We start from the raw sequence: 20466 nt of genomic DNA, 5'->3' as shown, positions 1-20466 counted from the left end.
TTTCCGGGTGCCCGCACCATGGAGGAAATGACGACCACGAGTCCGGAACGTACCGGTACGCACCCTTGCGCCAAGCGCGGCGGGGGTCTTGGGTAGGACGAGTTGTCTGTCCGGGCCACCTAGGAGGATCCCGACATGTCCGACTCGGTAAGTGGTTGTACGGAGCCCCGTACAGCCGTACCGGAGGCCGAGCTGGAGGCTCTGGTCCGCGGTATCTGCTTCAAGACCGGCCCGCCCCGCCGCATCGGGGTGGAAGTGGAATGGCTCGTCCACGAGCTGCGCGACCCGCGGCTCCCCGTGACACCGGAACGACTCGCGGCGGCCTACGCCGCACTGCGGACCGTGCCCCTGAAGTCGGCGCTCACCGTTGAACCCGGCGGTCAGCTGGAGCTCAGCTCACAGCCCGCCGACTCCCTGATGGAGTGCATCGGTACCGTCTCCGACGACCTCGCCGCCGTCCGGGCGGCCCTCGCCGGGCACGGCCTCGGCCTCGCCGGCATCGGCCACGAACCCTGGCACCCGCCCCGCAGGTTCCTGCACGAACCGCGCTACGACGCCCTGGAGACCTGCCTCGACCGCACCGGTCCGGCCGGCCGCGCCATGATGTGCGGCACGGCCTCCGTGCAGGTGTGCGTGGACGCCGGCCACGAGGAGCCCGGCCCCCTGGGCCTCGGGCGCCGCTGGTGGCTGGCACACCAGCTGGGCGCGGTCCTGCTGGCCGCCTTCGCCAACTCCCCCCTCGCCGGTGGAGAGCCCACCGGCTGGCTCTCCACCCGCCAGCTGCGGTGGACCGAGATCGGCAAGGACCGGGCGGGCGGGCCCGCCCTGGACACCGACCCCCGCAGCGCCTGGACCGCACACGTCCTGGACGCGCCGGTGATGTGCATCCGACGGGACAGCGGCCCCTGGGACGTCCCGGAAGGGCTCGCCTTCCGGGAATGGGCCAGGTCGGGAGTGCCCCGGCAGCCGACCCGGGAGGATCTCGACTACCACGTCTCCACCCTGTTCCCGCCGGTCAGACCCCGCGGCCACCTCGAACTGCGCATGCTCGACGCACAGCCCGGCGAGGACGGCTGGATCGTGCCGCTCGCCGTGACGACCGCGCTCTTCGACGACCCGGAGGCCGCCGAGACCGCCTACCGGGTGGTGAAACCGCTGGCGGAGCGCACCCACTCGCTGCCCGCCCCGCACAACCCACTGTGGATCGACGCGGCCCGTCACGGTCTGGCCGACCCCGAGCTGCACGAGGCGGCGATCGCGTGCTTCTCGGCCGCACTGGAGGCCCTGCCCCGGCTGGGCGCCACCGCCGAGGTCACCGACGCCGTCGAAACGTATCTGCACCGCTATGTGATCCGGGGCCGCTGCCCCGCCGACGATCTGCTGGACCGGACGCACGGTTCGCTCGGGAAGGAAATCCGCACATGACCGACCTCTCCGCCGACTCCCCGGTCGACCCCGAGGCCTTTCGTGAGCGGGCCGTGGCCACGCTGGTCACCGCCCGGGACCGCACGACACTCCTGACCAGCTGCGTGGAGGACCCCGACCTGACCGCCCAGCACTCACCTCTCATGTCGCCGCTCGTGTGGGACCTCGCCCACATCGGCAACCAGGAGGAGCAGTGGCTGCTGCGGAACGTCGCCGGGCAGGAGGCGATACGGCCCGAGATCGACGGCATCTACGACGCCTTCGAGCACCCGCGCTCCGAACGCCCCACCCTGCCCCTGCTGTCGCCCGTGGAGTCCCGGCGCTACGCCGCCGAGGTGCGCGGGCGGGTCCTCGACGTCCTGGAGAGCACCGCGCTGCACGGCACCCGGCTCACCGAGGCCGGGTTCGCCTTCGGGATGGTCGCGCAGCACGAACAGCAGCACGACGAGACCATGCTGATCACCCATCAGCTCCGCAAGGGCCCCCCGGCCCTGACCGCCCCGGACCCCGGACCGGCCCCGCTGTTCACCGGTCCGGCCGAAGTCCTGGTCCCCGGCGGCCCGTTCACCATGGGCACCTCCGACGAACCCTGGGCGCTGGACAACGAACGCCCGGCGCACCGGCGTGAGGTGGACTCCTTCCACATCGACACCACCCCGGTGACGAACGCCCAGTACCAGGCCTTCATCGAGGACGGCGGCTACGACGAGGAGCGCTGGTGGACGGCCGCGGGCTGGGCCCACATCCGCGCGCACTCCATCCACGCCCCGCTGTTCTGGAACCGCGACGGCAAGCAGTGGCTGCGCAGGCGCTTCGGCGTCACCGAGGTCGTGCCGCCGAACGAGCCGGTGGTCCACGTGTGCTGGTACGAGGCCGACGCCTACGCCCGCTGGGCCGGACGCAGGCTGCCGACCGAGGCGGAGTGGGAGAAGGCGGCCCGCCACGACCCGGCGGGCAACCGCTCCACGCGCTACCCGTGGGGTGACGCCGACCCGGCGCCCGAGCACGCCAACCTGGGCCAGCGGCACCTGCGCCCCGCCCCCGCCGGAAGCTACCCGGAGGGTGAGTCGCCGCTCGGTGTACGCCAGTTGATCGGTGACGTGTGGGAGTGGACAGCGAGCGACTTCGAGCCCTACCCCGGGTTCCAGGCGTTCCCGTACAAGGAGTACTCGGAGGTGTTCTTCGGCCCCGACCACAAGGTGCTGCGCGGTGGTTCGTTCGCCGTGGACGCGGTGGCCTGCCGGGGCACGTTCCGCAACTGGGACTACCCGATCCGGCGGCAGATCTTCTCCGGCTTCCGCACGGCCCGTTCCGCGGGAGCCGCCTGATGTGCCGTCACCTCGCGTACCTGGGCCCCGAGGAGCCGCTCGGCCGGCTCCTCGTGGAGCCCCCGCACAGCCTGTACCACCAGTCGTGGGAACCGCGGCGGCAACGGCACGGCACGGTCAACGCCGATGGTTTCGGGGTCGGTTGGTACGCCGAGGGCGACCCGTCCCCGGCGCGCTACCGGCGGGCCGGGCCCATCTGGGCGGACCTGTCGTTCGCCGACCTGGCACGGGTCGTGCGTTCGGGGGCCGTCCTGGCCGCCGTACGGGACGCGACCCTGGCGGGAGCCGACGCCGAGGCCGCCGCGGCCCCGTACGCCTCGGGACCCTGGCTGTTCAGCCACAACGGCGCGGTCAAGGGCTGGCCGCACTCCCTGGCCTCCCTGACCGCCTCCGTGCCGCCGGCGGATCTGCTGTCGATGGAGGCCCGCAACGACTCGGCGTTCGTGTGGGCCCTGGTCCTGAACCGGCTGCGCGGCGGTGACGAGGAGGGCCAAGCGCTCGCCGACACGGTCCTGGAGGTGGCCGAGGCGGCACCGGCCTCGCGGCTCAACCTCCTTCTGACCAACGGCGAGTCGATCGCCGCGACCGCCTGGGGCGACACCCTCTGGTACCTCTCACGCCCCGGCGGCGGCACGGTCGTGGCCTCCGAGCCGTATGACGACGATCCGCACTGGCAGGAGGTCCCCGACCGCACCCTGCTCGCGGCGAGCCGCACCGATGTCCTGCTCACACCACTCAAGGAACCGTCCGCGGAACCACTCAAGGAGCCCCGCACGTGAGCCCGTTCCCTCAGTGGGGGTCAGACCTCCCGTCCTCCGCCGTCGACCGAAGTGAGGCACCCGTGACCGGCACCCGCACCTACGGCTACACCGACACCCTGGACGCCGAGCACTACGCGAGGGCCCTGCGGGCCGACATCCGGCACGGCCTGACGAGCACTCCCAAGTCCACCGCGCCCACCTGGTTCTACGACGCCCGTGGCAGCGAGCTGTTCGAGGAGATCACCCAGCTCAAGGAGTACCCGCTGTGGCGTGCGGAGCTCGGGCTGTTCGTGCTCCACGCCCGCGACATCGCCGAGCGCACCGGGGCCCGCAGCCTGGTGGAACTCGGCTCGGGCAGCAGCACCAAGACGAAACTGATCCTGGAGGCCCTCGGTCCTGCGGGGCTGCACTACGTCCCCGTCGACGTCAGCGAGGACGCTCTGCACCAGGCCGGAGCCCAACTCGTCCAGGCGTATCCGGAGCTCACGCTCCATGCCCTTCGCGCCGACTTCACGGCTCCTCTGGAACTGCCCGAGCCGCCGGCGGACGCGCCACGGCTGATCGCGTTCATCGGCAGCACGCTGGGCAACTTCCGCCGGCCCGTCCGGGTCCCCTTCCTGCGGGAGATCCGGAGCCTCATGCGCCCCGAGGACTTCCTGCTGATCGGCGCCGACCTGGTCAAGGACACCGAGGAGATGATCGCGGCGTACGACGACTGTGAAGGCGTCACCGCCGAGTTCAACAAGAATCTCCTGTACGTCCTCAACCGTGAGCTGGACGCCGACTTCGAGCCCGACTCCTTCGAGCACCGGGCCGTGTGGAACGACGCCGAACAGCACATCGAGATGAGGCTGCGCAGTCTCACCGAGCAGCGCGTCTCCATCCGGCGACTCGGTCTCACGGTGCACTTCGACCGTGGAGAGGAATGGATCACCGAACGGAGCGCGAAGTTCACCACGGACGGGCTGCGGGCGGAACTGACCGCTGCGGGTCTGGAGACCGACCAGGTGTGGGCCGACTCCGAGGCGGGCTTCGCGATCACCCTCGCCACCGCGCACCGGACAGAGCAGGCCGTCAGGCGCTGAGCGCGTCGATCAGCGCCTTGGTCACGTCCTCGGTCGTGGCCGTGCCGCCGACGTCGCGGGTGAGGATGCCCGCACCGGTCGTGGCCTCGATCGCCTTGTTCAGGCGGGCCGCCTGGTCGGGCAGACCGAAGTGTTCCAGCATCAGGGCCGCGCTGCCGACCGCGCCGATGGGGTTGGCCAGGCCCTGGCCCGCGATGTCCGGGGCGGAGCCGTGGACCGGCTCGAACATGCTGGGGAAGCGGCGCTCGGGGTTGAGGTTGGCGCTGGCGGCCAGGCCCAGGCTGCCGGCGAGGGCGCTGCCGAGGTCGGAGAGGATGTCGGCGTTGAGGTTGGAGGCGACGACGACGGAGAGGTCCTCGGGCCTGAGGACGAACTTCGCGGACATGGCGTCGACCAGGACGCTCTCCGTCTCCACGTCCGGGTAGTCGAGCGCGACGCGCTTGAAGACGTCGTCCCACAGCACCATGCCGTACTGCTGGGCGTTGCTCTTGGTGACGGAGGAGACCTTCCTGCGGTCCCGGGTGCGGGCCAGGTCGAAGGCGAACCGCATGATCCGCTCGCACCCGACCTCGGTGAACAGGGCGGACTGGACGGCGACTTCACCGCCCGGTCCGCGCCCACCGAAGTTGCGGCCGCCGAGACCGGCGTACTCGCCCTCGCTGTTCTCGCGGACGACGACCCAGTCGAGCTCGGTGTCGTCGGCCTTGCGCAGGGGGCTCCGCACTCCGGGCAGGAAGTGCACGGGGCGGACGTTGGCCCACTGGTCGAAGTTCTGGCAGATCCTCAGGCGCAGGCCCCACAGGCTGACGTGGTCGGGGACGCCGGGCCAGCCGACCGCGCCGAAGTAGATCGCGTCGAAGTCCTTGAGCCGCTCCAGGCCGTCCTCGTCCATCATCTTCCCGGTGCGCGTGTAGTACTCGCAGCCCCAGGGGAACTCCTCCCAGTCGAACGCGAAGGGTTCGGCGGAGTCCCGGGAGGTCTCGGCCAGGGCGTCCAGGACGGACCGCCCGGCGGCGACGACCTCCTTGCCGACCCCGTCGGCGGGGATGGCGGCGATGCGGAACGTGCGGGGTGCGGCTGTCATGGGTGCCTCCGGCTCGCGTCGTGCGGTCGGTCCGAGTCAACACACCGGTGTCAGTGCGCGTCCAAGACCTGCTTTCGATACGACGTATAGGCGTGGCCGATCGGTCCTGCGTCAGGTGGGGCGTGCCCGCCGCTCTGCCAGAGACCTGGTGAGGGTGAGGAACGCGCGCGCGGCCGGTGTGAGGTGCGCGGGCAGGCCGACCATCGCCACGTGGAGGTGGGCGGTCGGTTCGATGGGGGCGACCACCGCGCCGCAACGGCGGGCCAGCCGGGTCCACGCGGAGGGCAGGACCGCGACGCCCACCCCGGTGAGGATCAGCGGCAGGATCGACGTGCGGTGGTCCACGACCGTCACGATCTCCGTGCCGGTGCCGCCCGCGGTGATGTCGTCCACGATGCTGCGCATCAGGCTGCCGGTCCGGGAGGCGATGAGTTTCTGGCCTGCCAGGTCCTCGGGCCGGATCGTCACGTCGTCCTGGATCGCGCCGCCGGGTGCGGCGACGACGACGAACGGCTGGTCCTCGACGTGCAGGACGTCGAGGCCGGAGGGGTGCACGGGGGCGGCGCTGCCCAGCAGCCCCAGTTCGCAGGCGCCGCTGCGCACCAGGGAGACGACCTCGTCCGGCGTGAAGGCGGCCCGGGTGCTCACCGTCACCGACGGATGGAGTTCGGAGAAGCGGTGGATGAGGGTGGTGAGCGGTTCGATGCCGGGCGAGGGCATGGTGGCGACCTCGACGCTGCCGCCGTGCAGCCCGGCGAGCGCGGCCGCGGTGTCCCGTACGGCCGTCAGGTCCCGCAGCACGCGCCGGCTCGGCTCCAGCAGTTCCGCACCGGCTTCGCTCAGTACGACGCCCCGCCCGACACGGTGGAAGAGGGCCACTCCGAGGTCGGCCTCCAGGTTCGCCATCGCCTGGGACAGCGAGGGCTGGGCCACGTGGAGGGCGGCGGCGGCCTTGCTGAAGCCGCCGTGCTCGACGATGGCGAGGAAGTACTCCAGTTGCCGGGCGTCCACGGCGCCTCCCCGCTCTGTGCTGGTCCGACGGGCGGGGCGAGCCTACCTGCCGGTTTCCGTTCCGCCGCCTCCAGCATGGGCCGGTCAGGGCGCCGCCTGGGCGGTCTGCGGGGCCGGGGCCACGGCGACCGGCCGGATGTCCTCGGCCTCGGTGGTCAGGGGAGGCTCGCCCGCCTGGCCGGCCAGCACCGCCCGGGCCCGTTCCAGGTCCAGGCCGTTCTCCCACCTGGCGACGACCAGGGTGGCGACGGCGTTGCCGAAGAAGTTCACCAGGGCCCGGCACTCCGACATGAACTTGTCGATGCCGAAGATGAGCATGATGCCCGCCGCCGGGACCGAGCCGACCGTCGACAAGGTCGCGGTGAGCGCGATGAACCCGCCGCCCGCGACACCGGCAGCACCCTTCGACGTCAGCAACATGACGGCCAGCAGGCCGAGTTGCTGCCCGATCGACAGTGAGGTGTCGGTGGCCTGGGCGATGTACAGGGTGGCCAGCGAGAGGTAGATCGCCGCGCCGTCGAGGTTGAAGCTGTAGCCGGTCGGCACCACCAGACCGACAGTGGAGCGCTCCGCGCCCATGAAGTGCAGCTTGCGCATCAGTCCGGGCAGCGCGGGTTCGGCGGTCGAGGTGCCGAGGATCAGCCAGAACTCCTCCTTGAAGTAGCGGAAGAGCTGGAAGATGTTCAGCCGCACGTACAGGGCGAGCACTCCGCCGAGCACGACCACGACGAACAGGGCCGAGGTGACGTAGAACAGGACGATCAGTGAGCCGAGGCTGGTCAGTGTGGACAGGCCGAACTTCCCGATGGCGTACGACATCGCGCCGAACGCGCCCAGTGGCGCGGCCTTCATGACGAAGGACAGGACCTTGAAGACGACCTCCGTCAGCCGCCCGACGGCCGCGATGATCGGCTCGCCCGGCTTGCCCACCATCTTGATCGCGATGCCGAAGACGACGGCGAGGAAGATGACCTGGAGGATGTTCCCCTCGACGAACGGGCCGAAGAAACTGTTCGGCACGATGTTGGTGAGGAACTCCCACCAGTGCTGGTGCTCGCCCTGCTCGACGTACTGGCTCGCGTCGCCCGAGGTCCGCAGCGTCGACGGATCGGCGTGCACGCCGTCGCCGAGCCGGAAGACGTTGATCGCCACCAGGCCCGTCAGCAGCGCGACGATCGTGCCGGCCTGGAAGTAGGTGAGCGCCTTGATCCCGGTGCGTCCGACCTTCTTCAGGTCGGCGACCCCCGCTATGCCGCCGATGATCGTCAGGAAGACGATCGGGCCGATGAGCATCTTCATCGCGGTGATGAAGGTCGTACCGATCGGTTCCATGTCGGTGGCCAGGTCCGGCCATCGCCAGCCGAGCACGATGCCGATCACGATCGCCACCAGCACCTGGACGTACAACTGCCGGTACCACGGCTTCGCCGTGATGCGCGCGGCCTGTTCGGCTCGTCCGTTGCCCGGGGTATGCGTCATTGCAGCCTCCCTGATCGCACGGCACCGAGCCCGATCGGTCCGCGCGGACTTTCGCCACAGTGAACCGGGCCGCGGTTGAGGGGTCCACGACCAAAAATCGATGCCCTGTATAGGCCGGGCCTATCAGTACCGGCGCAGGCTCACCCCGGGCTCGGCGCGCGTCTCAGAGCAGGCCCCGCCAGGCGCAGGCCGCCGCTCCCGCGACCGGTACGGGAACGCTCAGCACCGCGCCGGACGCGGCGGTCGGGTTCGTCACCCCGTACCGGGCCGTGGTGACGAACAGGCGGTTGTCGTCGGGGCGGTTGTCGTCGGGGCGCAGACACACCGACGTGGGGTGAGGGGCTGGCACGGTCAGGGTGTGGAGCAGGCGGCCGTCGGGGTGGTACCGGCGGACCGTACCGGCACCCCACAGCGCGACCCAGAGGCAGTTCTCCTCGTCGACGGTCATTCCGTCGGGGCTGCCTTCGCCGTCACGCAACCGGGCGAAGGCCTCCGGGCCGCCCAGGAGATCGCCCGAGGCGGGGTCGACCCGGCACCTCAGGACGGTACCGACGGCGGTGTCGGCGAGGTACATGGTGGTGCCGTCCGCCGTGAACGCCGGGCCGTTGGCGATGGTCAGACCGTCGAGGACGCGAACCACCGTGCCGTCGTGGTCCGTTCGGTACAGCGAGCCCGCACCGGGGGTGCCGTCGTAGGCCATGCTGCCGGCCCAGAAGCGCCCCGCGGGGTCGGCGACGCCGTCGTTCATCCGGCTGGGGACCGGCGTGCGGTCCTCGGGCCGGTCCAGCCACTCCAGGGCGCCGTCCGCGTCGAGCAGGGCGATGCCGGTGCCCGCGGCGGCGATCCAGGTGTCCGGTCGGCCGTGCACCGGCGCGACGGCGCCCAACGGCACGTCGAGGGCGGCCAGTCGGCGTGGGACGGGGCCGCCCGCGTCGCGCAGTTCGAAGAGCCGGCCGCTGAGGATGTCGACGTACACATACCGGCCGTCGACCCAGCGGCCGCCCTCGGCGAGCTCGTACCCTCCGTCCACGAGTACCGCCGCCGACGCTGCCGTTGATGTCATGTTCCCTCTCTCCAGGTTCAGCGGATGGTCGTGCCCTCGGGCTGGTCGAACAGACCGAGTTCGTCCCGCGTGGGAAGGCCCTCCCAGTCGCCCCGGGTGGCGACGGCGAAGGCCGCGGTGGTGACGGCCCGGTGCAGCCGGGCCGGGATGTCCGCGCCGTCGAGGAGCCCGGACAGGTACCCGGCGACGAAGGCGTCGCCCGCGCCGACCAGATCGACGGCGTCGACCTGTCGCGCCGCGCGGTCGGTCGTCCCGTCGGCGGTGACACTGGTCGCGCCGTTCGCGCCCCGCTTGACGACCACCTCGCTCACGCCTGCTGCCAGGATGCTGTGCACGGCCTCGGATTCCTCCGCGCCGGGCCGTTCCAGCACCAGCGGGAGCTCGTCCTCGGAGGCGATGAGCAGGTCGGTGTGGACCAGCAGGGGCCGGAGCGCGGTGCGGGCGCGGTCCGAAGTCCACAGCCGGGAGCGGTGGTTGACGTCGAGGCAGACGGTGATGCCCGCCTCGCGGGCGGCGGTGGCGGCGGCCACGACGGCCTCGGCCGCCGACGCGCTGAGCGCCGGTGTGATGCCGGTCAGGTGCAGGATGCGGGGCCTTTGCGCCAGTGCGGGCAGGACGTCGGCCGGGGAGACGGCCGAACCCGCCGAACCGGCGCGGTAGTAGCTGACGCGTGTGAGCGTGCCCAGCCGCGGTTCGGTGAGCAGCAGTCCCGTGGGGCGGCCGGTGTCATCGGTGACGGCGTGGTCGATGTCGACTCCCTCGGCACGCAGGGTGCGCAGGACCAGCGCGCCGAGTTCGTCCGCGCCGACCCGCCCTGCCCAGCGCACCCGGTGTCCGAGCCGGGCGAGGCCGATGGCGACGTTGGACTCGGCTCCCGCCACGGACATGCCGAGGCTGCCGCCGAGGCGCAGTGCGCCGTGGGCCCGCAGGGCCGCCATCGTCTCGCCGAAGGTCACCACCTCGGGCGCCTCCAGGCCGGTCAGTGTCGTCACGGGGTCCCTCCCGCGGCCACCTCGCGGAACGCGGCCGCGCGGACGCGGAGTTGCTCCAGGTCGCCGCCGTCGGCAGCGTCCCCGACCAGCGGTGAGCCGACGCCGACGGCGAGGGCACCCCGGTCCAGGTAGTCGCGGGCGGCCCGCGCGTCCACTCCGCCGACGGGCACGAAGGGCACCTCGGGGAAGGGGTCGCGCAGTGCCCGCAGATAGCCGGGGCCGCCGAAGGAGCCGGGGAAGAGCTTGATCGCGTCGGCGCCCCGGGCGAGGGCGGCTTCGACCTCGCTCGGTGTCAGGGCGCCCATCAGCACGGGCACGCCGTACGGCTCGAGTCCGTCGACGAGGGCCGGGGTGACGAGGTAGGAGGCGCCGGCGTCCACGGCGCGGGCCGCGTGATCGGCCGAACGCACGGTTCCGGCACCGAGAGGTGCGTCGGGGCCGAGTTCGGCGCGCGCCTGCCGGATGACGGTCAGGGCGTCGGCGGTGGTCAGCGACACCTCGATGGCGGCGATGCCCTCTTCGGCGAGGGTGCTCACCGTGCGCAGGGCAGCGGCGGGGTCCTTGCCGCGGACGATCGCCAGCAGGCGGTGGGCGCGCAGCGATTCCACCAGGTTCATGGGGGCGGGCTCTCCTTGGGCTCGGGGGTGTGGGGGCCTGATGGTGCTCACCATTCGGTGAACGCCCCGTCCGCTCCCCGCCATACGGGGTTGCGCCAGCGGTGTCCGGTCTCGGCGGCGTGGCGTACCGCCTTCTCGTCGATGTCGACACCGAGACCCGGGCGGGTGGAGGCGACGGCGTACCCGTCCCGGAAGCGGAAGGGTTCGGGGTCCATCACGTACTCCAGCAGGTCGGCGCCCTTGTTGTAGTGGATGCCGAGGCTCTGTTCCTGGATGAGGAAGTTCGGTACGGAGAAGGCGATCTGGAGGCTCGCGGCCAGCGCGATCGGGCCGAGGGGACAGTGCGGGGCCAGGGCGACGTCGTACGTCTCGGCCATGGCCGCGATGCGGCGGACCTCGGAGATGCCGCCGGCGTGCGACAGATCGGGCTGGGCGACGGCGATGCCGCTGGTCATGACCTCGCGGAAGTCCCAGCGGGAGTACAGGCGTTCGCCGGTGGCGAGCGGGATGCTGGTGGACTCCACCAGGCTGCGCAGGTTGCCCGAGTGTTCCGGTACGACGGGTTCCTCGACGAACAGCGGGTGCAGCGGCTCCAGTTGGGGCAGCAGGCGGCGTGACATGGCGGTGGAGGCGCGGCCGTGGAAGTCGACGGCGATGTCCCGCTCGTCGCCCAGCACCTCGCGGACGGCGGCGACGCGCTCGACGACCTCGGCGGTGCGGGCCGGGGTGTCGATCGGGGCGAGTTCGGCCGAGGCGTTCATCTTGACGGCGGTGAAGCCCGCCTTCATCTGTTCCTCGGCCAGTTCCGCGACCTCGCTGGGCCGGTCCCCGCCGATCCAGGCGTACATGCGGACGCGGTCGCGGACAGGGCCGCCCAGGAGGCGGTGCACGGGGACGCCGTAGGTCTTGCCGGCGATGTCCCACAGGGCCTGGTCGATGCCGGCGACGGCGCTGGAGAGGATGGGTCCGCCGCGGTAGAAGCCGCCCTTGGTGAGCACCTGCCAGTGGTCCTCGATGCGCAGCGGGTCCCGGCCGACGAGGTGGTCGGCGAGTTCGTGGACCGCGGCGCGTACGGTCTCGGCGCGGCCCTCGATCACGGGCTCGCCCCAGCCGGTGACGCCCTCGTCGGTGGCGACGCGCAGGAACAGCCAGCGCGGGGCGACGAGGAACGTCTCAAGTCCGGTTATCTTCAAGGAAGTTCCTTCGGCAGCGGATGGGGCGCCACGTCGTTGTGGTCGTCGCGGGCCCGTACGGCCGCCAGGTCGTCGGAGGCCTGGGCCAGGAGGGACTCGACGGCGGCCACGGCGGCGTCCGGATCGCCGGCTTCGACCGCGTCCAGCAGTTCCTGGTGCACGGGGATGGAGTCGGAGAAGTGCCGGGCGCCGTGCACGATCCGGTCACGGATGCGCAGGCCGGCCTCGATGACGACCTCCATCCGGCTGAGCAGTTCGTTGTGCGCGGACTCCAGCAGTGCACGGTGGAAGGCCAGGTCCGCCTCGACCATCGCGTCCGCGTCCGCGCCGGCCGCGGCCATGGCGTCGAGCGCCTGCCGCATCGCCTCCAGGTCCAAGGGGGTGCGTCGGGTCGCGGCGAGGCGGGCTCCGGCGGGTTCGACTATCGCGCGGACCTCGGCGAGGTCCTCCAGGAAGCCGTCGGTGGGGGCGCTGCTGCCCTGCCAGCGCAGCAGGTCGCTGTCGAGCAGGTTCCAGTCGGCGCGGGGCCGGATGGTCGTACCGCGTTTCTGCTTCGACTCGAGCAGGCCCTTGGAGGCCAGCACGCGCATCGCCTCGCGCACCACGGTCTTGCTGACACCGAGTTCGGTCTCGAACTTGACCGGGTCCACCACGGAACCCGGGGGGTAGTCGCCGCGGATGATGCGCCGGCCCAGCTCCTCCACGGCCTGGCCGTGCAGCCCCTTGGGGGGATGGGTCACCACGTGCTCCGTTTCCGTATCGGTCCTGAAGTGCTGTGCGCACTTCTCACGAGGACTCCTTCATGACGCTCCATCCTCCATCGACCACGAGGCTGGCTCCGGTCACATAGGAGGCGTCCGCCGATGCCAGGAAGGCGACGGCGGCCGCCACCTCCTCCGGCTGCCCGAAGCGCCGGGCCGCGGTGGCCGCCACGCTGCGTTCCCGGTCCTGCTCGGGTATGCCGTCCCAGGCGGCGGTGAGGATGGGTCCGGGCAACACGGTGTTGACCCGGATGTCCGGACCGTACTCGACGGCCAACTGCCGTCCCAGCGAGCACAGCGCGCCCTTCGCGGCGGCGTAGGCGGCATGGCCCGGCAGCCCGATGACCGCGTGCACCGAGGAGGTGAGGACGACGGAGCCCGAGGCCTCACGGAGCATGGCCGCGAAGGTCTTCATGGCCCGCCAGGCCGGCTTGAGCAGCACGGCCATCTGACCGTCCCATTCCGCCTCACTCAACTCGTGTGCGGGCTTGTTGAGTTGGGCGAAGGCGTTGCTGTGCAGCACGTCCAGCCGTCCGTGGTGCTGCTCGACGTGACGGGCCAGGTGCTCCCAGTCGGCGGCCGAGGTGACGTCGCAGCGTATGTACTCCGCGAGACCGCCGCTGTCCGCGATCTCTGCCGCGACAGCCTTGCCGGCCGCGTCGTCCACGTCCGTGACCACGACCACCGCCCCTTCGGCCGCGAAACGCCGGGCCGTGGCCGCGCCGATTCCGTGCGCCGCCCCGGTGATCACCGCCACGCGCCCTGTCATCCTGCGGCATTCCGTCATCACGTACGTCTCCCCTCGCTGCTGCCTACGAGCCCACCATAGCTGTTTCAATTAATTATGAATATATCTTGACGGCATGACGGTGACGCTCCGAGACTGACCGGCACGCACCAAGCAGCTTCGGTCGAAGCCAGGAAGGACCTCCTCCCATGAGCCGCACCACACCCCGCCGCAGAAGCCGGGGCACCATCGCCGTGGCCCTTGCCGCCGCCTCCTTGTTCCTCTCCGCCTGCGGAGGTTCGAGCGATGCGCAGGACGACAAGGCACAGGCCCCCGCGAAGCCCGGCCAGAAGGTCGACCTGCGCTTCTGGTCGTGGGTTCCCGGTGTCGACAAGGCCGTCGACAAGTGGAACGCCACCCACCCGGACATCCACGTCAAACTGGAGAAGGTCCCGGCGGGCAGCAGCGGCACCTACGCCAAGATGCGCGCCGCGCTCAAGAGCGGCAACGCGCCCGACCTGGCTCAGGTGGAGTACCAGGAGATCCCCTCGTTCCTGCTGGAGAACGGCCTGGTGAACCTGTCCGAGTACGGCGCGGACAAGGACCGGTCGAAGTTCACGGACTGGCAGTGGCAGCAGGGCGTCTTCGACTCGAAGGTCTACGCGATCCCCCAGGCGTCCGGTCCGATGGGCCTGTTCTACCGTTCCGACCTGTTCAAGAAGTGGGACATCACGCCGCCCACCACGTGGGACGAGTTCGCCCAGGCCGCGCAGAAGATCCACAGCTCCGACCCGAAGGCCTACATCAGCACCTTCCCGGCCGGCAACTCCGCCTGGTTCACCGCCCTCGCATGGCAGGCCGGCGCCAAGTGGTTCGGCGTGAACGGCGACACCTGGACGGTGAACATCAACTCCCCGGAGACCCTCAAGGTCGCCGCCTTCTGGGACGACCTGCGCACCAAGAAGGTGATCAAGACCGAACCCGACTTCGCCAACGCCTGGTACAAGGACCTGCAGACCGGTGGCATCACGTCGTGGGTCAGCGCCCAGTGGGGCGACGCCATCATCAGCGGCAACGCTCCCAAGACCACCGGCAAGTGGGCGGTGGCGCCCATGCCGCAGTGGACCAAGGGCGCGAACGTGTCCGCGAACTGGGGTGGTTCCTCCACTGCCGTCCTCAAGGGCGCCAAGCACATCCCCGAGGCCCTGAAGTTCGCCGAATGGCTCAACACCGATCCCGCGAGCGTCGACCTGCTGCTGCAGGGCGGATACGGCTGGCCCGCGGCGGCCGACGGGTACAAGGGCTCCTCGCTGGACAAGCCGTCGACGTTCTTCGGAGGCCAGAAGTACAACGAGGTCTTCGCCGAGGCGGACAAGAGCATCGACAACTCGTGGAAGTGGATACCGACGATCGACGCCACCTACCAGCACCTCAACGACGGCTTCCAGGCCGCCCTGGCCGGCAAGGGCACGTTCGTCTCCGCGGTCCAGCAGGCGCAGAAGCAGACCGTCGAGGACCTGAAGAGGAAGGGCCTGAAGGTTTCCACCGGCCAGTGACCACCTCCGGAGGGCGCGACACGGCCGCCGCCGTTCTCCCCTCCGGACTCAAGAAAGCACCCAGATGCCCACCCGCACCCGCGCACCCCGCCGCCGCCGCAGAAATCTGACGCCCGTCGTCTTCGTCGCGCCGTTCCTCCTGCTGTTCCTCCTGACCTTCGCCCTCCCCATCGGCTACGCCGTCTACCAGAGCGTCATGGACGTCGAGCACACCGGAGCCCTGGGGCTCGGCGGCAGCCGTACCGTCTTCGTGGGGCTGAGCAACTACGCGGACGCGTTGTCCGATCACGCCTTCGTACGCAGCATCGGTCGCGTACTGCTGTTCGCGGCCGTCCAGGTGCCGGTGATGGTCGCGTTGTCCGCCGGGCTCGCACTGCTGCTGGACAGCGCCTCGGCCAGGGGCGTGCGGTTCTTCCGCGCCGCCTTCTTCCTGCCCTACGGCGTTCCGGGCGTCATCGCGTCCATCCTGTGGGGCTTCCTGTACGTACCGGGAGTCAGCCCTCTCGTGGACGGCATGAGCCACCTGGGCATATCGGTCGACCTGCTGGGCGGAAACACGGTCCTGTGGTCCATCGCGAACATCGTCACCTGGGAGTTCGCCGGCTACAACGTGCTGGTACTCGTCGCCCAGTTGCGTACCATCCCCTCGGAACTGTACGAGGCCGCCCGCATCGACGGCGCCAGTGCGTGGGAGACCGTCCGGCACGTCAAACTGCCGCTGCTGCGCCCCGCGTTGATCCTCACCACGGTCTTCACCATCATCGGCACGCTGCAACTGTTCGCGGAACCGCTCGTGCTGAAACCCGTCTCGTCGAGCATCGACAGCGCCTACACCCCCAACCTCAGCGCCTACAACGAGGCGTTCACCAACGACAACTACCACCTCGCCGCCGCCGAGGCAGTGCTGCTCGCCCTCGCCGCGTTCGCGCTCTCCTTCGGCTTTCTGCGGCTGATCAACAAGAGAGGTGGGGACGCGTGAGTCTCCAGACACCGGCCCGCACAGTCCCGCCACAGGACGGGACGCCGGGCTCCGACGACGGTACGACGCCACGCAGCGACATCACGGGGGTCACCGCGCGCAGCCGCATCCTGGTCACCGGACTGCTGGTCGCGGCCGCCGGGTACTTCCTGCTCCCCGTGTGCTGGCTGGCCGTGGCGTCCACCAAGTCCACCGGCGACCTGTTCGGCACCTTCGGGCTGTGGTTCTCCCATCCCCGGTTCCTGAGCAACCTGCACGAGGTGGTCACCTACGACCATGGGATCTACCTGCGCTGGGCCGCCAACAGCCTGCTGTACGCGGGCGTCGGCGCGGGGATCGCGACGCTGCTGGCCGCGATGTCCGGCTACGCGCTGGCCAAGTTCTCCTTCGCCGGCCGCGACACCCTCTTCAACATCGTCCTGGGTGGCGTCCTGATCCCTGCCACCGCGCTGGCGCTGCCCATGTACCTACTGTTCAGCAAGGCAGGCCTGGCCAACACCTACTGGGCCGTACTGCTGCCGAGCGTCGTCAGTCCCTTCGGCGTGTACCTGAGCCGGATCTACGCCGCGGCGTCCATACCGGACGAGCTGCTGGAGGCGGCCCGCATCGACGGCGCGGGAGAGTTCCGCATCTTCACGGTCGTGGTTCTGCGCATCATGACCCCCGCCCTGGTGACGATCTTCCTGTTCCAGTTCGTCGGTATCTGGAACAACTACTTCCTGCCGCTGGTCATGCTGTCCGACTCGAAGCTGTATCCCATCACCCTCGGTCTGACGTCGTGGCAGTCCTTCGCCGACCGCCAACCGCAGCTCTACCAGCTGACCGTCGGAGGTGCCTTCGTCTCCGTCGTCCCTCTGATGATCGCCATGATCGCCCTGCAGCGCTTCTGGCGCAGCGGCTTGACCGAGGGCAGCGTGAAGGGCTGACGCCGCCGGACCTGACGGTCCTGCCACCTGGGAGGGGAGGGGCGGTCCGCCCCTCCCCCTTCAGTCGTTCGACGCTCACTCGCCGACCGGCACTACCGCCTTCCGGAAGGCGTCGTGGACCAGCTTGGGCCGTTCCTCCGCGAACGTCAGCAGGCCCATCACGGAGATCCCGTTGTAGTCCTGGTTGTACCCGGCCCGCTCCTTGTAGTCCTTGAGCACCCAGTAGGTGAACCCGGCCACGAACGCGCTGCGCGCGGTCACCTGCGCCCAGTGCGCGGTGAAGCTCGCCGCCTGCCACTCCTCCGTGCCCTGTGTGGTGGCGGGCCCGTGGGTGCCGGCCACGGACCAGGTGCCGTTCTCGGTGATCAGGATCGGCTTGCCGGGATACTTCGCGTGCACCGCGTCCAGCGTGGGGCCGAGGTCGGCGTCCTTGCCGTAGAAGTAGCCGAAGTACTCGTTGAACCCGATCACGTCGGCGAGGTCGAACGCGGGGTCGTTGCTCGTGTTGGAGGCCCAGGTCACGGGGCGGGCGGTGAAGTCGACCGACTTGACGGCCGCCTTGAGGTCGGCGAGCCAGGCGCGGTAGACGGGGGCGCCGTCCGCGTCGATCTCCGACTCGTTCTGGAGCCCCCAGAGGATCACCGAGGGGTGGTTGTGCTGGTTCCACGCCATCGTCAGGGCCAGGGCGCGGGCGAGGCCGTAGCGCTCGGTCTGGAGCTTCTCCTGGGCGGTGTTGAGCCACATCGTGTCGATGTCGTCCATCACCAGCACGCCGTGCTCGTCCGCCCAGTCGTAGACGTACGGATGGCGGTTGTAGACGCAGTTGCGGATGAAGTTGGCGCCCACTGCCGTGAGATGGCCCAGTTCCCGGTCGTACTCGGCCGGGGTCATCGCCCTGCCGTGCGCGGCCGTCTCCTCGTGCCAGTTGAGGCCCTTGAGGAACAGTGGCTTGTCGTTCAGGCGCAACTGCGCGTCGGCGATGCTCAGTTCGCGTACGCCGTACACGGTGGACAGGGTGTCCACCCGTGGCCCCGAGGACCTCCCGGCGGCCAGGGTGGCGCGGGCGGTGAGCGTGTGCGGCGCGGCCGGGCTCCAGCGGGGCGCGCCGGGTATGCGGACCACGACCCGTACGAGACCCGCCGACCGGGCGGCGATCCGGGCCGCGACCACGGTGGGCCGGCCGCCGCTTCCCCGGCCGGGATCCAGGGTGAGCCGGCCGTCGAAGTCCCGGTCACTGTGGTTCTCGACGACCGCACGTGCCTCGAGACGCCCGTTCGCGGCGGCCACCAGCAGCTTGGCGACGGTGACCTGCGGGACCGCCTCGATCCAGGCCGACCGGGTCAGACCCGCGTAGGGCCAATAGTCGACGGGCTTGTAGGGCAGCTCGTGGTCGTCGGTGACGGGTTGCGCCGTCGCGGCCGTGTAGTCGGTGTAGCCGGCCCGGCGGAAGACGCGCACGGCGATCGTCTGGCAGGTTCCCGGCCGCAGCGCCCCGCCCACCGGAAGCGCGAAGGGCGAGTTGGCGCCCTCGTGCTTGCCGAGGTGTGTGCCGTCGAGCCAGACCTCGGCGCTGTAGCCGGCGGCGAGGAAGGCGATGCGCACATGGCGGGCCCGCCAGGACGCGGGCACGTCGACGGTGGTGCGGTACCAGGCGTAGCCGTCGGAGAACGCCGTGCCCTTGCCGAAGGGTGTGGTCTCCGAGCCGAATCCGGGCGTGTTCAGCAGGTCCCAGGCCGCCGGGACATCGATGTGGTCCCAGGTCCGGTCGTCGTGGTGCGGGGACTGCCAGGTCTGACCGAGTCCCTGGTCGGCGGGGTCGAAGCGGAAGCGCCACCGCTTGTCCAGGGAGAGGTGGTCACGGGTGGGCTCGTGGGTGCGCCAGCCGTCGAAGGCCGGAAGCACCGCGCCGTACTGGAAGACCACGTTGGTGCCGCCGACGTCGCGCACGTGGGTACCGGAGGGCTCGGTGGCGGGGTGGGAGTCGAGTACCGGGCCGTTCGCGGTGGCCGCGGCCGTGCCGTCCGCCGCTTGTGCCGTCTCCGGCCAGGCCGGCAGGGCGACGACGCCGGCCGCCGCGAGGGCCGTGACGACGGTGCGCCGGGAGGGGTGCATGGGTTCGGTCATGGCACATGAGCCTGGGCAGCCCCATCACGCCTGTCAAGCATTATTCATAATTAATGAATTGAGCTACCGTGCCCTCATGACCACACAGCAGCAACCAATGGCCATCACCCTGTGGGACTTCAGCTGGTACACACAGGCAGGGCCCGGCGAGCCCTTCGCCGATCTCGACCGCGCCTTCGCCGAGACCGTGGACCGGGGCTTCAACACCGTGCGCGTCTGCGCCATGCCCTTCCTGCTGTTCTCCGGACGCGTCAAGGAGCCGGAGTCGATCCAGGTCCGCGGCCTGGGCGAGGAGTTCGGACAGCGCACCCGCTGGTACGACGTGCGCGGCGGCTATGCGCTGGACGGCCGCCGACGGCTCGTCGAGCTGTTCGAGGCGGCCGCCCGCCACGACTGCAAGGTGATCGTGTCCTCCTGGGAGTACCAGCAGTCCCCCAGCTTCGCCGACACCGACGCCTGGCACCGCGCCCTGGCCGAGATTCCCGGCCCGGACCGCGCCGAGGCGGTGGCCGAAGCGCTCGCCGAGCTCCTCGACTTCCTCACCGAACGCGGACTGTCCGACCAGGTCGCCTACGTCGAGGTGCACAACGAGGTCGACAACTGCTCCCTGGTACCGCGTGACGGCGTCACCCACTACGCCTACCTGCGCGAACCCCTCGACCGCGCCGTGAAGCTGCTGCAGGCCCGCCACCCCGGCATCCCCGTCACCTACTCGCTGGGCGAGCCCTGGCCCAGCGAGATCGACGACCTGCCGGAGGGGGCGCAGATCGCGCACTTCCACTTCTACGTCTACGGCGTGCTCGGCGCGCTCTACGAGGCGGTCGGGCTCGGCCACGGCACCGAAGCGGCGCCCGAGACGGCCACCTGGCCCACCCCCGAACTGGTCGCCATGCTGCGCCCCGACGCACCCGCGTTCGCCGACTACCACCCGGACGAGCCCTGGCGACTGGCTGCCACCGGCATCCCACGCGAACTGTTCTACACACTCGACTGGGTCGACCCCGACCGCTGGGACCTGTGGCTCTACGAGAACTATCCGGCGTACCGGCAGTCCATGCGGGAGACGCTGGCCGGGTGGGTCGACTCCGTCGCCGAGTTCGCCCGCCGCCGCGGCATCCCCGCGGTCCTCGGAGAAGGCGTCGTGGGCTACACCCCGCTGCTGACGCGCTTCGAGGAGGACGCCGTCGGCAAGGACATCTCCGAGTTCGTCGTCGACCGCTGCCTCGCGGCGGGCTTCCGGGGCGTCGTCCTGACCTCCAACGCGGCCCCGCACCACCCCATGTGGCACACCGACCGGGACTGGATGCGGAAGGTCAACGCCCGTATCACGGCGGCCTGAACACGGGCCGCGGCGA

The 20466-nt window shown here is 70.5% G+C and carries 18 protein-coding genes; 8 read left to right on the top strand and 10 right to left on the bottom strand.

Annotated elements, in window-relative coordinates:
* The first annotated feature begins 135 nt into the window (after positions 1-135).
* The 4 genes from egtA (at position 136) to egtD (ending at position 4599) form a co-directional block, all read left to right on the top strand.
* Entirely contained in the window at positions 136-1425 is a 1290-nt protein-coding gene (egtA, locus tag ACFYRX_RS23070) for an ergothioneine biosynthesis glutamate--cysteine ligase EgtA (RefSeq protein WP_389102656.1), read from the top strand.
* Positions 1422-2753, top strand: a complete 1332-nt coding sequence (gene egtB / locus ACFYRX_RS23065; RefSeq protein ID WP_389102654.1) for an ergothioneine biosynthesis protein EgtB — start codon at positions 1422-1424, stop codon at positions 2751-2753. Before egtA ends, egtB begins: the two co-directional genes overlap by 4 nt.
* Positions 2753-3532 carry an ergothioneine biosynthesis protein EgtC gene (gene egtC, locus ACFYRX_RS23060; protein WP_389102651.1) on the top strand — a complete coding sequence of 260 codons (780 nt, stop codon included), beginning with the start codon at positions 2753-2755 and terminating at the stop codon, positions 3530-3532. Before egtB ends, egtC begins: the two co-directional genes overlap by 1 nt.
* Positions 3533-3594: 62 nt before the next feature.
* The gene (gene egtD / locus ACFYRX_RS23055) at positions 3595-4599 is read left to right on the top strand and encodes an L-histidine N(alpha)-methyltransferase (protein ID WP_389102648.1); all 1005 of its coding nucleotides are present in this window, start codon (positions 3595-3597) and stop codon (positions 4597-4599) included.
* Here egtD and ACFYRX_RS23050 read toward each other — a convergent pair.
* The 9 genes from ACFYRX_RS23050 to ACFYRX_RS23010 all read right to left on the bottom strand — a co-directional run bounded on the left by ACFYRX_RS23050 (position 4589) and on the right by ACFYRX_RS23010 (position 13568).
* Positions 4589-5683: a tartrate dehydrogenase gene (locus ACFYRX_RS23050; protein WP_389102645.1), complete on the bottom strand. Its 1095-nt coding sequence runs from the start codon at positions 5681-5683 to the stop codon at positions 4589-4591. The genes egtD and ACFYRX_RS23050 overlap by 11 nt on opposite strands.
* 111 nt (positions 5684-5794) lie before the next feature.
* Positions 5795-6694, bottom strand: a complete 900-nt coding sequence (locus ACFYRX_RS23045; RefSeq protein WP_389102642.1) for a LysR family transcriptional regulator — start codon at positions 6692-6694, stop codon at positions 5795-5797.
* Between the two features lie 84 nt (positions 6695-6778).
* The gene (dctA, locus tag ACFYRX_RS23040) at positions 6779-8173 is read right to left on the bottom strand and encodes a C4-dicarboxylate transporter DctA (RefSeq protein WP_389102639.1); all 1395 of its coding nucleotides are present in this window, start codon (positions 8171-8173) and stop codon (positions 6779-6781) included.
* Positions 8174-8336: 163 nt separating this feature from the next.
* The gene (locus ACFYRX_RS23035; protein WP_389102637.1) at positions 8337-9236 is read right to left on the bottom strand and encodes an SMP-30/gluconolactonase/LRE family protein; all 900 of its coding nucleotides are present in this window, start codon (positions 9234-9236) and stop codon (positions 8337-8339) included.
* 17 nt (positions 9237-9253) lie between these two features.
* Complete coding sequence (locus tag ACFYRX_RS23030; protein WP_389102755.1) at positions 9254-10174, bottom strand: sugar kinase; 921 nt, start codon at positions 10172-10174, stop codon at positions 9254-9256.
* Between the two features lie 50 nt (positions 10175-10224).
* Entirely contained in the window at positions 10225-10845 is a 621-nt protein-coding gene (locus tag ACFYRX_RS23025; RefSeq protein ID WP_389102634.1) for a bifunctional 4-hydroxy-2-oxoglutarate aldolase/2-dehydro-3-deoxy-phosphogluconate aldolase, read from the bottom strand.
* 47 nt (positions 10846-10892) lie between these two features.
* Positions 10893-12038: a galactonate dehydratase gene (dgoD, locus tag ACFYRX_RS23020; RefSeq protein WP_389102632.1), complete on the bottom strand. Its 1146-nt coding sequence runs from the start codon at positions 12036-12038 to the stop codon at positions 10893-10895.
* Entirely contained in the window at positions 12035-12781 is a 747-nt protein-coding gene (locus ACFYRX_RS23015) for a FadR/GntR family transcriptional regulator (protein WP_389102629.1), read from the bottom strand. Before ACFYRX_RS23015 ends, dgoD begins: the two co-directional genes overlap by 4 nt.
* 43 nt (positions 12782-12824) lie before the next feature.
* On the bottom strand, positions 12825-13568 hold the full coding sequence (locus ACFYRX_RS23010; protein ID WP_389102626.1) for an SDR family NAD(P)-dependent oxidoreductase: 744 nt from the start codon (positions 13566-13568) through the stop codon (positions 12825-12827).
* 167 nt (positions 13569-13735) lie between these two features.
* Here ACFYRX_RS23010 and ACFYRX_RS23005 point away from each other — a divergent pair, with 167 nt between their 5' ends.
* The 3 genes from ACFYRX_RS23005 to ACFYRX_RS22995 all read left to right on the top strand — a co-directional run bounded on the left by ACFYRX_RS23005 (position 13736) and on the right by ACFYRX_RS22995 (position 16987).
* Positions 13736-15082: an ABC transporter substrate-binding protein gene (locus ACFYRX_RS23005; protein ID WP_389102624.1), complete on the top strand. Its 1347-nt coding sequence runs from the start codon at positions 13736-13738 to the stop codon at positions 15080-15082.
* A 64-nt stretch (positions 15083-15146) separates the two neighbouring features.
* Positions 15147-16061, top strand: a complete 915-nt coding sequence (locus ACFYRX_RS23000; RefSeq protein WP_389102621.1) for a carbohydrate ABC transporter permease — start codon at positions 15147-15149, stop codon at positions 16059-16061.
* Complete coding sequence (locus ACFYRX_RS22995; protein ID WP_389102619.1) at positions 16058-16987, top strand: carbohydrate ABC transporter permease; 930 nt, start codon at positions 16058-16060, stop codon at positions 16985-16987. The genes ACFYRX_RS23000 and ACFYRX_RS22995 overlap by 4 nt, the downstream gene beginning before the upstream one ends.
* A 75-nt stretch (positions 16988-17062) precedes the next feature.
* Here ACFYRX_RS22995 and ACFYRX_RS22990 read toward each other — a convergent pair whose 3' ends face one another.
* Positions 17063-19111, bottom strand: a complete 2049-nt coding sequence (locus ACFYRX_RS22990; RefSeq protein ID WP_389102616.1) for a glycoside hydrolase family 2 protein — start codon at positions 19109-19111, stop codon at positions 17063-17065.
* A gap of 76 nt (positions 19112-19187) precedes the next feature.
* Here ACFYRX_RS22990 and ACFYRX_RS22985 point away from each other — a divergent pair, with 76 nt between their 5' ends.
* Positions 19188-20450, top strand: coding sequence for a cellulase-like family protein (locus ACFYRX_RS22985; RefSeq protein ID WP_389102614.1), 1263 nt, complete (start codon positions 19188-19190; stop codon positions 20448-20450).
* Positions 20451-20466: the final 16 nt, after the last annotated feature.

The sequence above is a fragment of the Streptomyces sp. NPDC005374 genome, assembly GCF_042872225.1.
GTDB lineage: Bacteria > Actinomycetota > Actinomycetes > Streptomycetales > Streptomycetaceae > Streptomyces.
Note: the sequence above shows the minus strand (reverse complement) of the source record. Positions and strands in the feature narration are given on the sequence as shown.

Bases quoted from the DNA above. Each gene is read 5' to 3' on its own strand.
- egtA (WP_389102656.1), top strand. From the start codon at position 136: ATGTCCGACTCGGTAAGTGGTTGTACGGAGCCCCGTACAGCCGTACCG.
- egtB (WP_389102654.1), top strand. From the start codon at position 1,422: ATGACCGACCTCTCCGCCGACTCCCCGGTCGACCCCGAGGCCTTTCGT.
- egtC (WP_389102651.1), top strand. From the start codon at position 2,753: ATGTGCCGTCACCTCGCGTACCTGGGCCCCGAGGAGCCGCTCGGCCGG.
- ACFYRX_RS23050 (WP_389102645.1), bottom strand. From the start codon at position 5,683: ATGACAGCCGCACCCCGCACGTTCCGCATCGCCGCCATCCCCGCCGAC.
- dctA (WP_389102639.1), bottom strand. From the start codon at position 8,173: ATGACGCATACCCCGGGCAACGGACGAGCCGAACAGGCCGCGCGCATC.
- ACFYRX_RS23035 (WP_389102637.1), bottom strand. From the start codon at position 9,236: ATGACATCAACGGCAGCGTCGGCGGCGGTACTCGTGGACGGAGGGTAC.
- ACFYRX_RS23030 (WP_389102755.1), bottom strand. From the start codon at position 10,174: ATGGCGGCCCTGCGGGCCCACGGCGCACTGCGCCTCGGCGGCAGCCTC.
- ACFYRX_RS23025 (WP_389102634.1), bottom strand. From the start codon at position 10,845: ATGAACCTGGTGGAATCGCTGCGCGCCCACCGCCTGCTGGCGATCGTC.
- ACFYRX_RS23010 (WP_389102626.1), bottom strand. From the start codon at position 13,568: ATGACAGGGCGCGTGGCGGTGATCACCGGGGCGGCGCACGGAATCGGC.
- ACFYRX_RS23005 (WP_389102624.1), top strand. From the start codon at position 13,736: ATGAGCCGCACCACACCCCGCCGCAGAAGCCGGGGCACCATCGCCGTG.
- ACFYRX_RS23000 (WP_389102621.1), top strand. From the start codon at position 15,147: ATGCCCACCCGCACCCGCGCACCCCGCCGCCGCCGCAGAAATCTGACG.
- ACFYRX_RS22990 (WP_389102616.1), bottom strand. From the start codon at position 19,111: ATGACCGAACCCATGCACCCCTCCCGGCGCACCGTCGTCACGGCCCTC.
- ACFYRX_RS22985 (WP_389102614.1), top strand. From the start codon at position 19,188: ATGACCACACAGCAGCAACCAATGGCCATCACCCTGTGGGACTTCAGC.